Raw genomic sequence first — 15,296 nt, 5'->3', positions numbered from 1 at the left:
CCATGCAAGGCGCACAGCTGAGACATCAGCCCCCTCCAGTACCCGGCCGCAAGCCGGTGCCGCGGGGTGCCAGCCGAATGGTGGCGAAAGAGCCGATGTCCGCGCGCCTGCCCAAAGCCAATTTCGGCTTTCTCAAAGCCTTGTTCTGGCCGGTGCTGTTGGTTGCACTGGGCTTCGGCACTTACGAAGGCGCACAGCGTTTGCTGCCGTACGCCGACCGGCCGATCACCAAGATCAACGTGCAGGGCGATTTGAGTTACATCAGCCAGCAAGCGGTGCAGCAGCGGATCGCCCCATACGTGGCGTCGAGCTTCTTCACCATCGATCTGGAGAGCATGCGCACCGAGCTTGAAACCATGCCATGGATTGCCCACGCCGAAGTGCGTCGGGTGTGGCCGGATCAAGTGGTGATCCGCCTGGAAGAACAACTGCCCGTGGCCCGTTGGGGCGATGAGTCGCTGTTGAACAACCAGGGGCAGGCCTTCACCCCGCGTGAGCTGGCGAACTATGAACACTTGCCACAGCTGTTCGGTCCACAACGGGCACAACAGCAAGTGATGCAGCAATACCAGGTGCTGAGCCAGATGCTCAGGCCATTGGGCTTCTCGATTGCACGCCTGGAATTGCGTGAACGAGGCAGCTGGTTCCTGACCACCGGCGCCGGCAGCGCGGGTCCGGGAATCGAACTGCTGCTGGGACGCGGCAACCTGGTGGAAAAGATGCGCCGCTTCATTGCCATCTACGACAAGACGCTTAAAGAACAGATTACGAACATTGCGCGCATCGATCTGCGCTACGCCAACGGCCTCGCTGTTGGCTGGCGGGAACCTGTAGCGCCCACGACAGCCCAACCCGCTGTCGCGAAGAATTAAGAAGAGGCAGGACCCATGGCAAACGTGCAAAGCGGCAAAATGATCGTCGGTCTTGATATCGGCACCTCCAAGGTGGTGGCGCTGGTCGGCGAGGTCTCGGACGACGGCACGCTGGAAATCGTCGGGATCGGCACTCATCCGTCCCGTGGCCTGAAGAAAGGCGTGGTGGTGAACATCGAGTCCACCGTGCAATCGATTCAGCGCGCGATCGAAGAAGCGCAGCTGATGGCCGGTTGCCGGATCCACTCGGCGTTCGTCGGGGTGGCCGGCAATCACATCCGCAGCCTGAACTCCCACGGCATCGTGGCGATTCGTGATCGCGAAGTCAGCTCCGCCGACCTTGAGCGCGTCCTCGACGCCGCCCAGGCCGTGGCGATCCCGGCTGATCAGCGCGTGCTGCACACCCTGCCGCAGGATTACGTGATCGATAACCAGGAAGGCGTTCGTGAGCCGCTGGGCATGTCGGGCGTACGTCTGGAAGCCAAGGTTCACGTGGTGACCTGCGCCGTCAACGCCGCACAGAACATTGAAAAATGTGTGCGTCGCTGTGGCCTGGAAATCGACGACATCATTCTCGAGCAACTGGCGTCCGCGTACTCGGTGCTGACCGACGACGAGAAAGAGCTGGGCGTTTGCCTGGTGGACATCGGTGGCGGCACTACCGACATCGCGATCTTCACCGAAGGCGCGATCCGTCACACCGCAGTGATCCCGATTGCGGGCGATCAGGTGACCAACGACATCGCGATGGCGTTGCGCACCCCGACCCAGTACGCCGAAGAAATCAAGATTCGCTACGCCTGCGCCCTGGCCAAGCTGGCTGGTGCCGGTGAGACCATCAAGGTCCCAAGCGTCGGCGACCGTCCACCGCGCGAGCTTTCGCGTCAGGCCCTGGCCGAAGTGGTCGAGCCGCGTTACGACGAACTGTTCACGCTGATCCAGGCCGAATTGCGCCGCAGCGGCTACGAAGACCTGATCCCGGCCGGCATCGTGCTGACCGGTGGTACGTCGAAAATGGAAGGCGCGGTCGAACTGGCCGAAGAGATCTTCCACATGCCGGTCCGCCTGGGCGTGCCTCACGGCGTCAAGGGCCTGGATGACGTGGTCCGCAACCCGATTTATTCCACTGGCGTTGGCCTGTTGATGTACGGCCTGCAAAAGCAGTCCGACGGGATTTCGTTCTCGGGTATCAGCAGCCGCGACAGCTACAGCAATGAAGAACCGAAAGCCGCCTTGCTCGATCGCATCAAGAGCTGGGTTCAAGGCAACTTCTAAAGATTTACCGCAGCACCGTTGTAGATACAGGCAGTAGGCGAAAAAACTAGAGAACGTAAAGGAGAGGGAAAATGTTCGAACTCGTAGACAACATCCCCGCAAGCCCGGTTATTAAAGTTATCGGTGTTGGCGGAGGCGGCGGCAACGCTGTCAACCACATGGTCAAGAGCAACATTGAAGGCGTTGAATTCATCTGCGCCAACACTGATGCCCAGGCGCTGAAATCCATCGGCGCGCGGACCATCCTGCAACTGGGTACCGGCGTGACCAAAGGTCTGGGCGCTGGTGCCAACCCTGAAGTAGGTCGTCAGGCCGCTCTCGAAGACCGTGAGCGCATTGCCGAAGTCCTGCAGGGCACCAACATGGTGTTCATCACCACTGGCATGGGCGGTGGTACCGGTACCGGTGCTGCGCCGATCATTGCTGAAGTGGCCAAGGAAATGGGGATTCTCACCGTTGCGGTGGTGACTCGTCCGTTCCCGTTCGAAGGCCGCAAGCGCATGCAGATCGCCGACGAAGGTATCCGTCTGCTGTCTGAAAGCGTTGACTCGTTGATCACCATTCCCAACGAGAAACTGCTGACCATCCTCGGTAAGGACGCAAGCCTCTTGTCGGCTTTCGCCAAGGCTGACGATGTACTGGCCGGTGCCGTTCGCGGTATCTCCGACATCATCAAGCGTCCGGGCATGATCAACGTCGACTTTGCCGACGTACGCACCGTAATGAGCGAAATGGGCATGGCGATGATGGGCACTGGCTGCGCCAGCGGTCCGAACCGTGCACGCGAAGCCACCGAAGCGGCCATTCGCAACCCGTTGCTCGAAGACGTGAACCTGCAAGGTGCACGCGGCATCCTGGTGAACATCACCGCCGGTCCTGACCTGTCTCTGGGTGAGTACTCCGACGTGGGTAGCATCATCGAAGCCTTCGCTTCCGAGCACGCAATGGTCAAGGTCGGTACCGTTATCGATCCGGACATGCGCGACGAACTGCACGTGACCGTGGTTGCTACCGGTCTGGGCGCTAAAATCGAGAAGCCTGTAAAGGTCATCGACAATACCGTTCACACCTCGATGGCTTCCCAGCCGCAACAATCGGCTCCCGCTCGTCAGGAACAACCAGCGGTAAACTACCGTGACCTGGACCGTCCGACCGTCATGCGCAACCAGGCTCAGGCCGGTGCTGCGACTGCCGCGAAGATGAATCCGCAAGATGACCTGGACTACCTGGACATCCCGGCTTTCCTGCGTCGTCAGGCTGATTGATGGAATGTATCAGGGCTATGAAGGTGATTGGTGTTCAGCAAAGGTCTGGTCTGCTATTATCGCCAGCCTTTGTTGATACCAGTTCGCAATTTGCGCTGAAGCGGCCCAAGCCATGATTAAACAACGCACACTGAAAAATATTATCCGTGCCACAGGTGTAGGCCTGCACTCGGGGGAGAAGGTTTACCTGACCCTCAAGCCAGCACCTATCGACACCGGCATTGTGTTTTGTCGTGCCGATCTCGATCCGGTCGTGCAAATCCCTGCCCGCGCGGAAAACGTTGGTGAAACCACGATGTCGACCACATTGGTCAGTGGTGACACCAAAGTGGATACGGTGGAGCACTTGCTCTCGGCCATGGCTGGCCTGGGCATCGATAACGCCTACGTCGAGCTCTCCGCGTCTGAAGTCCCGATCATGGATGGTAGCGCTGGACCCTTCGTATTTCTGATTCAGTCGGCTGGCCTGGAAGAACAGGACGCCGCCAAGAAGTTCATCCGGATCCTGCGGGAAGTGACAGTGGAAGACGGCGACAAGCGCGCCACTTTCGTCCCTTTCGAAGGTTTCAAAGTGAGCTTCGAGATCGATTTCGATCACCCGGTTTTCCGTGACCGCACACAAAGTGCAAGCGTGGATTTTTCCAGCACTTCGTTCGTAAAAGAAGTCAGCCGCGCCCGCACCTTTGGTTTCATGAGTGACATCGAGTACCTGCGCAAGCACAACCTCGCACTCGGCGGCAGCGTTGAAAACGCTATTGTGGTCGACGCGGATGGTGTACTGAACGAAGACGGCCTTCGCTATGAAGACGAATTCGTGAAGCACAAGATCCTCGATGCAATTGGTGACCTCTACCTGCTGGGCAATAGCCTGATTGGTGAGTTCAAGGGCTTCAAGTCCGGACATGCATTGAACAACCAGCTTCTGCGCAAGTTGATTGAGCAGAAAGATGCTTGGGAAGTTGTGACTTTCGAAGACGCCAGTACTGCACCGATCTCTTACATGCGTCCCGTTGCGGCCGTGTAAGTAAAAACCTCTCTAGTTTTTAAAGGCTGCCTTCGGGTGGCCTTTTTTTATGCCTGCATGTCGATCGTTCTTCAGTCAGCAGAGACCACCCGGTTACGCCCGTTTTCCTTGGCCTGATACAGCGCCTTGTCCGCCGCGAACAGCACACTTTCCAGGCTGATATCAGTCGCTGTTGTCCAGGTGCTGATACCAATACTGACAGTGATGGGCGATTCGGCACCCTCGATGAACGGCAACTGCTCGACAGCTTTGCGAATGTTTTCGGCAATCTGCTGCGCGCCGGCGCTGTCGGTTTCCGCCAGGATCACCGAAAACTCTTCGCCACCGTAACGGGCTGCCAGATCCGCCGGTCGTCGTACGTGGGCGCTGATGACACTGGCCAGCGTGCGCAATGCCTGGTCGCCGGCCTGATGGCCATATCGATCGTTGAAATCCTTGAAGCGGTCGGCGTCAATCATCAGCACCGACAGTGGTTTGCCCGATCGTTGCGCGCGAAACCATTCATGACGCAGGGCCTGATCCAGCGTCCGGCGGTTGGCCAGGCCGGTCAAGGCATCGGTGGCCGCCAGTTGCGCCAGCCCCCGCTCGGCGTTGTGGCGCAGGCGCAGTTCCCGACAGAACAACCACGTCAGCCAGAGCAGACTGATGCACAACGCCAGGGTCGCCACGCTGACCACCAACGCCGTGCGCTTCCAGGAGGCAAACACTTCATCGCTCGATAGAGCAACGACGACGATCAGCGGCAGGTTGCCCACCTTGGAAAACGTGTACAGGCGTTTGTCCTGGTATTGGCTTGAAACGCTGGTGAAGCTGCCGTTGCCTTCTCTGACGATGCGCTGGAAATTGGGGCGGTTGCTGAAATCCTTGCCGACCAATTCTTCGGCCGGGCGCGGTTCCTGGGCCAGCAGGATGCCGTCCGAGCTGATCAGGTTGACCGAGCTGTCACGACCGATGTTCAAGCTGTTGAACAATTGATCGAAGTAACTCAGGCGCATGGCGGCTTCGGCGACACCGAGGAATTCGCCCTGTGTTCCGCTGACACGGCGACTGAAGCTGATTCGCCACTCATGTTCAGCCTGCCTGGAGCGAAAGGGGCGGCTGATGAACATGCCCGGGTCGCGATTGCTCACGTGCGACTGAAAGTATTCACGGTCGGCAAAATTGCCCTTTCTGGGATCCACCGAGGCCGAGTCGGCAATGACGTCGCCCTTGTTGTCCAGCAACAGGATATCGCCCTTGTACGGCGCGGCCGTGGCGCGGTCGAACAAGGCCAGATGACGGATGTCGGGAGAAACGTTCTTGAGGTCTTCCCGTTGCGAGGCCGCAATCAGACCGAGCAGGGACAGGTCGTAGAGCTCGACATTGCGCAGCACGTCGGCGTCGATCAACTGCACGATATTGGATGCGGCGCGCGTGGCAGACAGTTCTGCGTTGGCGCGCTCACGGACCAACAGATACGCCACGATGCTCAGTATGGCCACCACCAGCAGCAAACTGCCGAGAACCAGAAGCCGCTCCGACCGGGTCGAACGGACCGGATCTTGAGGTTGTGCACTGCTCACGCTCATGGTTCTGACTTCTGTTGACGAGGCGTCTTGAACGATTAGCTGTTTGCGTTCAGTGCGCCGGTAAAAATCCCGGATAAAAAAAAGCCAGCAAAACGTGCTGGCCTTTTGTTCGTTGCAGTTTAGAAGACATTCAGCGGGTAGTCGACGATCACCCGGTATTCGTCAGTGTCCTGGTCCAGCGCGCCGTAGCCGTTGCCGCCCCGGTTGGTCGCCCATTGCAGACGCACGGACAGGTCCTTGGCGTTGCCATCCTGGACCACGTACTTGAGATCAATGTCACGCTCCCAGTGCTTGGCATTTTTGCCGTCGGCGCTGTACCACGAGGCATATCCGCGGCTGTCCGGGTCAACCTTGGTCAGGTCCAGTTTGCCCCGTGAGTACGACAGTGCCGAAGTCAGGCCGGGCAGGCCGAGGCCAGCAAAGTCGTAGGCGTACTTGAGTTTCCACGAGCGTTCGTTCGGGCCGTTGAAGTCCGAATACTGCTGGGAATTGTCGAGAAAAATGCTGTCGCCTTGGTTGATGTAGTCGAACGGCGTGTTGCCGTTGACCCGCTGATACGCCGCGGTAACGCTGTGATAGCCCATGCCGACAGTGAAATGCAGGCTGTAGGTGTTGTTGTCGATGTTGCCTAGCAGCGCATCGCCGGTGTCTTGCGTGTGATAGAAGTGCAGGCCCGGGTTGAGGCTGACCAGATCGTTCAGCGCGTAGGTGTAATCCAGGTCGTAGTAATACTGGTTCCAGATATCCTTGAGCTCGGAAGCATAAAGGCTACTGGTCAAGCCCGGCAGGCCGCTCCAGGCCACGCCGGCCCAATTCAGGTGCTGACTTTCGTCACCCTCTGCCAGGCTGCCGTACGAGGTGCTGATTCGGGTATGGCCGCTCTGGTTGTAAGGCTTGGTGAAACTCGCCTGGCCGCCTTCGATGAGGAAACCGTCGAAACTGTGGTTGGTCAGGCTGACGCCGCGAAAGGTCTGCGGCAGCATGCGTGTCTCGCCGCCGGCAATCACCGGGTTGTTGAGGAACAGGTCGCCGGCCTTCAACTCGGTATCGAATGCACGCATTTTCAGCGTGGCGCCCGCCGTCGAGAAAGACCCCGGCGCTTTGCCGTTGCCATCGCTGACCGGCAGGATGCTCGAGTTATCCGTGCCGCCACCGCCGTCGAGCTTGAGTCCGAGCATGGCGTTGGCATCGATACCGAAACCCACCGTGCCCTGGGTGTAGCCCGATTTGAAAATGCCGAGAAAGCCTTGGCCCCATTCGATGTTGTCGTCCGCGTGCTGCAGGCGGTTGCGGTTCATGTAGTAGTTGCGAGCATTGAGGTTGAGGCTCGAACCCTGCACAAACCCTTCAGGGTGGGTGTCGTCGGCGGCGTGGGCGGTGGTGGGTATCGTTGCAGCAACTGCAATGAACAACGGGCTGAAACTAAGAGGAAAACGCACTTGCGGTAAAGCTCCTTGGGGTCAATCAAGTACTTCATTAGTTGAAGTACAGGATGTTTCTTGTAAGAGGAGACGAACAAGGCCGGTGTTAAACCACAACGAAAAAAAGCCGCTGATAGCAGCGGCTTTGAAGACAACTTTTCAAAGGGAAGAGCCGATGAAAAGTGTCGAGGGAAAGGTGCGACTACGCTGGATCAGCTGTCTTTCTCAACCCGTGACTGGGTGGCAGACGTGGACGCTTGAGGGGTTTGCGCAGCGTCTTGGGCTTTGGCCGTCATTTCACTCTGATACTGTTCGTAGGCTGCGACGCGTGCCTCGTTTTGTGCGGAGAAGGTCTGCGACTCTTCAGCCATGGCGAACGGTGACAGGAACAATGAGGACAAAACGAAAGCGCTGGCAATACCCATAGTGTTGGACATCTTTAAAACCTTCTTGCTTGGCAAGTGCTGTTTGGTGCGGCAAAGATAAGGGGGATTGCGGAGGGGAAAAAGAGCGGATTCATGAAAGGACTGTTGCTGATAAAGCAACAGTTGATCGTCAGACCGGAAGGTGGATGCCGAAGGTATTCATCCCGTGATCACTGCGCACAAACACATCCCCGCCATGCATCAGCGCAATCGCCTTGACGATCGCCAGTCCCAACCCGTGGTTGTTACCGCTATTGCTGCGAGACGCATCCACCCGGTAAAAACGCTCGAACAACCGAGGCAGATGTTCGCTGGCAATTGGCGAACCAGGGTTGGCGACACCGATGCTCACCTGATGCGCCTCAACCTCGATTTTCACCTCGATCACTTGCCCGGGCGCGGTGTGCTGCACCGCATTGCTCAACAAATTGATCAGCGCCCGGCGCAAATGCGCGATCTCGATCTGCACTTGCGCATCACCACTGACGCGTACCTGAACCTGCGCATCCTCGAGAATGAAATCCAGATATTCCAGGGTCGTCGCCACTTCATCGGCCAGCGAGGTGGACGTCAGTTTGGTGGCCTTGCTGCCCTGATCCGCGCTGGCAAGAAACAGCATGTCATTGATGATCGAACGCAGCCGCTCCAGCTCTTCAAGGTTCGATTGCAGCACTTCGAAATAGTGTTCGGCAGAACGCCCGCGAGTGAGCGCCACCTGGGTCTGGCCGATCAGGTTGGTCAAGGGCGAACGCAGTTCATGGGCGACGTCGGCGTTGAACGACTCCAAACGCGAATAGGCCTGTTCAACCCGCTCCAGTGTCGAGTTAAACGAATTGACGAACTGATTGAGTTCCGGCGGCAATGACGACATGCGCAAACGCCCGGAACGCAATGGCGGCGCCAGTCGCTGGGCTTCCTGGGACAACTTGATCAACGGTTTCAGGCCAATGCGCGCCACCCAATACCCGAGTGCCGAAGCCAATAACACGCCGATGATCGCGAGGCTGATGAGGGCGATCAGCAGGTGATGCTGAGTCTGGAAGAACGTCTCGGTGTCGATGCCGATCATGAAGCGCAACGGCGGACGTTGATCCTTGGCCGGGAACTGGCTGACCAATACTTTCAGCGGATACGGCTGGCCCGGCAGGGTCATGTCGCGCATCCCCAGCGGGCCTTCGGCAAAGGCGCGGATCTGCGGCGTCAGGTTGCCGTATTCGTAGTTCGGATCACCGCTGATGATCCAGAAACGGATGCGTTTGTCTTCTTCGCCCAGCAGATTGAGTTTGTTGTTGATCTTCACCCAATGCTCGGGCGTGCCATAACGCCCGACCGTGGATTCGAGCACGCTGTAGCGCGCGTCCAGCTCGGCTTCGGGCAACAGACCCAGGCCTTTATCGACCTGTTGGTACAGCGCCCAGCCGATCAGCAGGAACACCAGCAGCGCCACCAGCGTAAACATCCCACTGAGGCGCAGCGCAATCGAGTTACTGGACACCGCGGCTCTCCAGCACATAACCCATGCCACGGATGGTGTGCAGCAGTTTTTCGTCGAACGGCCCGTCGAGCTTGGCCCGCAGGCGCTTGATCGCGACTTCGACGACGTTGGCGTCGCTGTCGAAATTGATGTCCCAGACCATTTCGGCAATCGCCGTTTTCGAGAGGATTTCACCTTGCCGGCGGGCGAGTACGCTCAGCAGCGAGAACTCCTTGGCGGTCAGGTCCAGGCGCGTACCGGCGCGGGTCGCCTTGCGGCTGATCAAATCGATCCACAGGTCGGCGATGCTCACTTGCACCGGCTCGTGGCCGCCGCTGCGCCGGGTCAGCGCTTGCAGGCGTGCCACCAGTTCGAGGAAGGAAAACGGCTTGCCAAGGTAATCGTCGGCGCCGTCGCGCAGGCCTTTGATGCGGTCTTCGACGCGCTCGCGGGCGGTGAGCATGATCACCGGGGTTTGCTTGCGCGCACGCAAGGCGCGCAGCACGCCGAAGCCGTCGAGGCCCGGCAACATGACGTCGAGGACGATCACCGCATAGTCGCTTTCCAGCGCCAGGTGCAGGCCTTCGACGCCGTCGCGCGCCAGGTCCACGGTGTAACCCTGTTCCGTCAGGCCGCGGTGCAAATAGTCCGCGGTTTTTTCTTCGTCTTCGATAATCAGAACGCGCATGACCCCGCCTCAGTCTGTGGTCGCCAGCACCGGCAGCGGTGCGGGTTTAGGTCGATGGAATAGCCGCTCAAGCCACAAGTATATGACCGGAGTGGTGAACAACGTCAGCGCCTGACTTACCAGCAAGCCGCCGACGACCGCGATCCCCAACGGCTGGCGCAGTTCGGCGCCGGTGCCGTAGCCGAGCATCAGTGGCAACGCACCCAGCAGGGCGGCGAGGGTGGTCATGATGATCGGCCGGAACCGTGTGATACAGGCCTGGAAAATCGCCTCTTCAGGCGGCAAGCCACCATTGCGTTGGGCATCGAGTGCGAAGTCGATCATCAGGATGCCGTTTTTCTTCACGATCCCGATCAGCAACACCAGCCCGATCAGCGCCATGATTGAAAAGTCCTGGCCGCAGATCCACAGCATTATCACCGCGCCGAGCCCCGCCGATGGCAGTGTCGAGATGATGGTCAGCGGGTGCACGAAGCTCTCGTAAAGAACGCCGAGAATGATGTACACCGCCACCAGCGCGGCCAGGATCAGCCACGGCTGGCTGGCCAGCGAACTCTGGAACGCCTGCGCCGCGCCCTGGAAGTTACCGCTCATGGCCGCTGGCATGCCGATCTCGGCCTTGGCCTGGTTGAGCATGATCACGGCATCGCCCAACGCCACGCCGGGCGCCAGGTTGAACGACAGGTTGGCGGCCGGGAACATGCCGTCATGGGCAATGGACAGCGGGCCGACGGTGGGCGCATCGAATTTCGCCAGCGCCGACAGCGGCACCATTTCCCCGCTCAGGGGCGAGCGCAGGTAGAAATAGTTGAGGCTTTCGGCTTTGCCGCGTTGTTTGGTATCCAGCTCCAGAATCACGTTGTATTGGTTGATCTGGGTCTGGAACTCGTTGATCTGCCGCTGACCGAACGCGTCGTACAGCGCTTCGTCGACATCACTGGCGGTCAGGCCGAAACGCGCGGCGGCGCTGCGGTCGATGCTGATGTGGGTGATGCTGCCGCCCAATTGCAGGTCATTGGAAATGTCGCGGAATGCCGGGTTGGCGCGCAGCTTTTCCGTCAGGCGTTGGGTCCAGGTGCTGAGGGTCGCGCCGTCGTTGCTCTTGAGCACATATTGGTACTGGGCGCGACTCGGGCCGGAGCTGAGGTTGATGTCCTGGCCGGCACGCAGGTACAGCACGATGCCCGGGACTTTCATCAGTTTCGGGCGAATCCGGTCAATGAACTGACTGGCCGAGACGTCGCGGTCGCCGCGTTTTTTCAGGGAGATCCAGAAGCGGCCGTTGGCGATGGTCTGGTTACTGCCCGAGACGCCGACCGAGTGGGAAAACGCCGCGACGGCGGGGTCTGCGGCGACGATTTCGGCCATCGCCAAGTGTTTTTTCACCATGTCGCCGTAGGAAATATCGGCAGCGGCTTCGGTGGTCCCGAGGACAAAACCGGTGTCCTGCACAGGGAAAAAGCCCTTGGGGATAAAGATGTAACCGGCAATCGCCAGGCCCAGTGACAGGCAGAACACCCCGATCATCAATTTCTGGTGGGCGAGGGCGCGGCGCAGGAGTTTTTCATAGCCCGCCAGCAAGCGTTCGCCAAACGTCGGTTTGCCGTGGGCGTGATGCACCGGCGCACGCATGAACAGCGCGGCGAGCGTGGGCGCCAGTGTCAGGGAGACCACCACCGAAATCATGATGGTCGAGGTGGCGGTCAGGGCGAATTCCTTGAACAGCCGTCCGACCACGCCGCCCATGAACAGCAGCGGAATGAACGCCGCCACCAGCGAGAAGCTGATGGACACCACTGTAAAGCCAATCTCGCCGGCGCCCTTGATCGCCGCCTCGCGCATGCCGTCACCGGCCTCAAGGTGACGGTGAATGTTCTCCACCACCACAATGGCATCGTCGACCACAAACCCCACAGCCACCACGATCGCCACCAGCGTCAGGTTGTTGAGGCTGAAGCCCATGATGTACATCAGGGCGAAACTGGCAGTCAGCGAAACACCCAGCACGGCGGACACAATCATGGTCGCCGACCACTGGCGCAGGAACAGCGCCATCACCGCCACCACCAGCAGGATCGCGATCAGCAGGGTGACTTCCACTTCATGCAGCGAGGCTCGGATGGTCTGTGTGCGGTCGACCAGCACCTTGACCTGCACCGACGCCGGCAGCATGGCTTCGAGAGCGGGCAGGGCGGCCTGGATGCGATCCACCGTCTCGACAATGTTGGCCCCCGGTTGCCGGGAAATCACCAGGTTGACCCCCGGCTTGTCACCGGCCCAGGCTTGCACGTAGGCATCTTCCGAACCGTTGACGACTTTGGCGACGTCCTTGAGGTGAACCGGTGCACCGTCCTTGTAGGAAACGATGAGCTGGCTGTATTCCTCGGGGTGGAAGAGCTGGTCGTTGGTCGACAGCGTCGAGATGCTCGACTCGCCGTACAACGCACCTTTGGCCAGGTTGAGGCTGGTGTTCTGGATGGCCTGGCGAATGTCCGCCAGCGTCAGGCCGATAGCAGCGAGTTTGTCCGCCGAGGCTTGAACGCGAATCGCCGGACGTTGCTGACCGGTGATGTTGATTTGGCCTACGCCGTTGATCTGACTGATCTGACGCGAGAGCAGGGTTTCCACCAGGTCGCTGAGTTCGGTGCCGGGCATTTGTGTCGAGTTGACGCTGAGAATCAGCACCGGGCTGTCGGCCGGGTTGACCTTGCGCCACGTCGGCAGGGTCGGCATGTCTTTCGGCAGTTTGCCAGCGGCGGTGTTGATCGCTGCCTGTACTTCCTGGGCGGCGGTGTCGATGCTTTTGTCGAGGGTGAATTGCAGCGTCAGGTTGGTCGAGCCCAAGGCGCTGCTCGAGGTCATCTGGGTTACGCCGGGGATGGCGCTGAATTGCACTTCAAGCGGCGTGGCGACCGACGACGCCATGGTTTCCGGGCTGGCGCCGGGGAGTTGCGCGGCGACCTGAATGGTCGGGAATTCCGCCTCTGGCAGCGGCGCAATGGGCAGGCGCGGAAAGGCGATGACGCCCAGCAGCACCAAGGCAAACGTCAGCAGAATGGTGGCGACCGGATGATCGATGCACCAGGCCGAGATTGAGCCGTGGCCCTTCATGGCTTGGACTCCGACTGAACCACTTGCGGCGGGTCGGTCAGCACCTGAACGGTGGAACCGGGTTTGAGGCGCGATTGGCCGTCACTGACCAATATGTCGCCGGGCTTAACGCCTTTGATGATGTCCTGGCCGCTGCCCTGGGCAACCATCTGCACGGTGACGGTTTCGACTTTGTCGCCGTTGACCCGGTACACGTAATGTTGATCGAGGCCGCGTTGTACGACGGTGGGCGGCACCACCAGCGCATCTTTATCCAGCGCTGTCTGAATTTTTACCGTCACCAGCAGGCCCGGCCAGAGTTTCTGTCCGGGGTTGTTGAATTCAGCCTTGGCGCGGATGGTCCCGGTGTTGGCGCTGATCTGGTTGTCGATCAGGGTCAGGTGGCCTTCGCCCAGCAGGTTGCCGGTTTCGCCGTCGGTGTCAGCGCCGATGTAGGCTTTCACCAGCGCGTGCTCCGGGTCGTTGATCAGGCCTTGCAGGGTGGGCAGCATTTGCTGTGGCAGGGAGAATTCCACGGCAATCGGGTCGATCTGGGTCACGGTGAACAGGCCTTGGGCGTCGGCCATGCGCAGGAAGTTGCCTTCATCCACTGTGCGAATACCGACGCGGCCGGTGACCGGGGAGCGGATCTGTGTGTAGGAAAGCTGTACTTGCGCGGCGTCGATCGAGGCCTGGTTGCCTTGGGCGGTGGCTTTGAGTTGGTTGACCAGGGCTTGTTGCTGGTCGTAGGTCTGTTTGGATACGCCGTCGTCGACGCTCAGTAGTTTGTAGCGTTTGAGGTTGACTTGTGCGACTTGCAGTTGTGCCTGGCTTTCGCCGAGTTGCGCCCGGGCCTGGTCGAGGCTGGCGCGGATCGAGCGATCGTCGATGGTGGCGAGCAGGTCGCCTTTGTTCACCAGTTGGCCTTCTTTGACCATGATTTTGGTGAGGATGCCGTCGATTTGTGGGCGGACGACGACGCTGTGCAGTGATAGCACGGAGCCGATGCCGCTGACGTAGCGGGGGACGTCTTTTGCGGTGACGCTGATGACGCGGACCGGGATTGCTGTGGGCGCGGCGAGTTTGGCTGTGGCGGGTTTGGTGGCGTACCACACGCCCAGCGCTGCCATGACGATCAGAAGGGTTGCGAGCAGGGCGGGTTTTTTCTGAATTCGCATGCGTGTGGGGCGCCGGGGCTTGGGTTTGGTCGGGTTTGTATTTTCCTTTATAAACCTGTTTGGTGGTCGGGAAGGTGACTGGTAACTGACGGCGCTGTCAGTTTGGGGCGTTCTTTTGGTCTTGGCGGCCTTTGGGCCGACCATGTTCTCTTGGATGGACCTGGGCTAATTGTGGGAGCGGGCTTGCTCGCGAAGGCGGCCTGACAGCCGACCATTTTCTTTCAGGTGTACATATCCGTTGCTGCGGTAACGGCCACCTAGGGTTTCGCCCTGACGGCGAGTCCCTTTTGGCAAACGCCCCAAAAGGAACCAAAAGGTCTTGCCCCGGCGTCCGGCCCCTCGCCGGGGCTCGGTGTTCCTTCGTTCCGGCATTCATCTGGGGGCATCGCCTCCGGTCTGCTTCGCGACGACCTCCTCTCGATGTGTGCGGCTTCGCCGCACGGCGCTACGCGCCCACCCCCCAGATGAACGCCTCCACTCAGCCTGCCGACGGGGCGGGTGGGTCAAAATCAAAAGCAGGCGAGCTACCGCTCGGCCTATTGAGTGGTGAAGAGCGGGGGGACACCTCGATTTACTGTGGGAGCTGGCCTGCCGGCGATGGCGGCCTGCCAGCCGACCAATCTCCTGCAGATCTACCCCGAACCACTGTGGGAGCTGGCCTGCCGGCGATGGCGGCCTGACAGCCGACCAATCTCCTGCAGATGTACACCGAACCCTGTGGGAGCTGGCCTGCCAGCGATGACGCCCTGCCAGCCGCCCAATCTCCTGCAGATGTACACCGAACCACTGTGGGAGCTGGCCTGCCAGCGATGACGCCCTGACAGCCGACCAGTCTCTTGCAGGTGTACCCGGTCCACTGTGGGAGCTGGCTTGCCAGCGAAGGCGCCCCGCCAGCCGACCAATCTCCTGCAGGTGTACTCCGAACCCTGTGGGAGCTGGCCTGCCAGCGATGACGCCCTGCCAGCCGCCCAATCTCCTGCAGATGTACACCGAACCACTGTGGGAGCTGGCCTGCC

General features: G+C 59.9%; 11 protein-coding genes. 4 read left to right on the top strand and 7 right to left on the bottom strand.

All coding sequences use genetic code 11. The features are described 5' to 3' along the window. Positions 1-2: 2 nt before the first annotated feature. The 4 genes from HNR03_RS26040 to lpxC all read left to right on the top strand — a co-directional run bounded on the left by HNR03_RS26040 (position 3) and on the right by lpxC (position 4,436). Positions 3-872: a cell division protein FtsQ/DivIB gene (locus HNR03_RS26040; RefSeq protein WP_090180278.1), complete on the top strand. Its 870-nt coding sequence runs from the start codon at positions 3-5 to the stop codon at positions 870-872. Positions 873-887: 15 nt separating this feature from the next. Continuing rightward, a complete protein-coding gene (gene ftsA / locus HNR03_RS26035) occupies positions 888-2,147 on the top strand; it encodes a cell division protein FtsA (protein WP_008147519.1) in 1,260 nt (419 codons plus the stop codon). 71 nt (positions 2,148-2,218) lie between these two features. Beyond that, complete coding sequence (gene ftsZ / locus HNR03_RS26030) at positions 2,219-3,412, top strand: cell division protein FtsZ (RefSeq protein ID WP_007943486.1); 1,194 nt, start codon at positions 2,219-2,221, stop codon at positions 3,410-3,412. A 112-nt stretch (positions 3,413-3,524) separates the two neighbouring features. Then, complete coding sequence (gene lpxC, locus HNR03_RS26025; RefSeq protein ID WP_222588379.1) at positions 3,525-4,436, top strand: UDP-3-O-acyl-N-acetylglucosamine deacetylase; 912 nt, start codon at positions 3,525-3,527, stop codon at positions 4,434-4,436. A gap of 71 nt (positions 4,437-4,507) precedes the next feature. On the opposite strand, the gene HNR03_RS26020 is transcribed toward lpxC, so the two are convergent. The 7 genes from HNR03_RS26020 to HNR03_RS25990 form a co-directional block, all read right to left on the bottom strand. Further along, positions 4,508-6,004 (bottom strand): sensor domain-containing diguanylate cyclase, encoded by a 1,497-nt coding sequence (locus HNR03_RS26020; RefSeq protein WP_259156789.1) that lies wholly within the window; start codon positions 6,002-6,004, stop codon positions 4,508-4,510. 119 nt (positions 6,005-6,123) lie between these two features. Next, on the bottom strand, positions 6,124-7,443 hold the full coding sequence (locus HNR03_RS26015; protein WP_259156788.1) for an OprD family porin: 1,320 nt from the start codon (positions 7,441-7,443) through the stop codon (positions 6,124-6,126). A 194-nt stretch (positions 7,444-7,637) separates the two neighbouring features. Then, positions 7,638-7,862, bottom strand: coding sequence for a hypothetical protein (locus HNR03_RS26010; protein WP_259156786.1), 225 nt, complete (start codon positions 7,860-7,862; stop codon positions 7,638-7,640). A gap of 118 nt (positions 7,863-7,980) precedes the next feature. After that, complete coding sequence (locus HNR03_RS26005) at positions 7,981-9,345, bottom strand: heavy metal sensor histidine kinase (RefSeq protein ID WP_222588375.1); 1,365 nt, start codon at positions 9,343-9,345, stop codon at positions 7,981-7,983. Continuing rightward, entirely contained in the window at positions 9,335-10,012 is a 678-nt protein-coding gene (locus HNR03_RS26000; protein WP_007916978.1) for a heavy metal response regulator transcription factor, read from the bottom strand. Before HNR03_RS26000 ends, HNR03_RS26005 begins: the two co-directional genes overlap by 11 nt. A 9-nt stretch (positions 10,013-10,021) precedes the next feature. Next, positions 10,022-13,123, bottom strand: coding sequence for a multidrug efflux RND transporter permease subunit (locus HNR03_RS25995; protein WP_259156767.1), 3,102 nt, complete (start codon positions 13,121-13,123; stop codon positions 10,022-10,024). Then, on the bottom strand, positions 13,120-14,280 hold the full coding sequence (locus HNR03_RS25990) for an efflux RND transporter periplasmic adaptor subunit (protein ID WP_259156765.1): 1,161 nt from the start codon (positions 14,278-14,280) through the stop codon (positions 13,120-13,122). The genes HNR03_RS25995 and HNR03_RS25990 overlap by 4 nt, the downstream gene beginning before the upstream one ends. Positions 14,281-15,296: the final 1,016 nt, after the last annotated feature.

The sequence above is a fragment of the Pseudomonas sp. JAI111 genome (genome assembly GCF_024809425.1).
GTDB lineage: Bacteria > Pseudomonadota > Gammaproteobacteria > Pseudomonadales > Pseudomonadaceae > Aquipseudomonas.
Note: the sequence above shows the minus strand (reverse complement) of the source record. Positions and strands in the feature narration are given on the sequence as shown.

What these genes read in the sequence shown, in the direction of transcription:
- HNR03_RS26040 (WP_090180278.1), top strand. Translation starts at nt 3, where the DNA reads ATGCAAGGCGCACAGCTGAGACATCAGCCCCCTCCAGTACCCGGCCGC.
- ftsA (WP_008147519.1), top strand. Translation starts at nt 888, where the DNA reads ATGGCAAACGTGCAAAGCGGCAAAATGATCGTCGGTCTTGATATCGGC.
- ftsZ (WP_007943486.1), top strand. Translation starts at nt 2,219, where the DNA reads ATGTTCGAACTCGTAGACAACATCCCCGCAAGCCCGGTTATTAAAGTT.
- lpxC (WP_222588379.1), top strand. Translation starts at nt 3,525, where the DNA reads ATGATTAAACAACGCACACTGAAAAATATTATCCGTGCCACAGGTGTA.
- HNR03_RS26020 (WP_259156789.1), bottom strand. Translation starts at nt 6,004, where the DNA reads ATGAGCGTGAGCAGTGCACAACCTCAAGATCCGGTCCGTTCGACCCGG.
- HNR03_RS26010 (WP_259156786.1), bottom strand. Translation starts at nt 7,862, where the DNA reads ATGTCCAACACTATGGGTATTGCCAGCGCTTTCGTTTTGTCCTCATTG.
- HNR03_RS26000 (WP_007916978.1), bottom strand. Translation starts at nt 10,012, where the DNA reads ATGCGCGTTCTGATTATCGAAGACGAAGAAAAAACCGCGGACTATTTG.
- HNR03_RS25995 (WP_259156767.1), bottom strand. Translation starts at nt 13,123, where the DNA reads ATGAAGGGCCACGGCTCAATCTCGGCCTGGTGCATCGATCATCCGGTC.
- HNR03_RS25990 (WP_259156765.1), bottom strand. Translation starts at nt 14,280, where the DNA reads ATGCGAATTCAGAAAAAACCCGCCCTGCTCGCAACCCTTCTGATCGTC.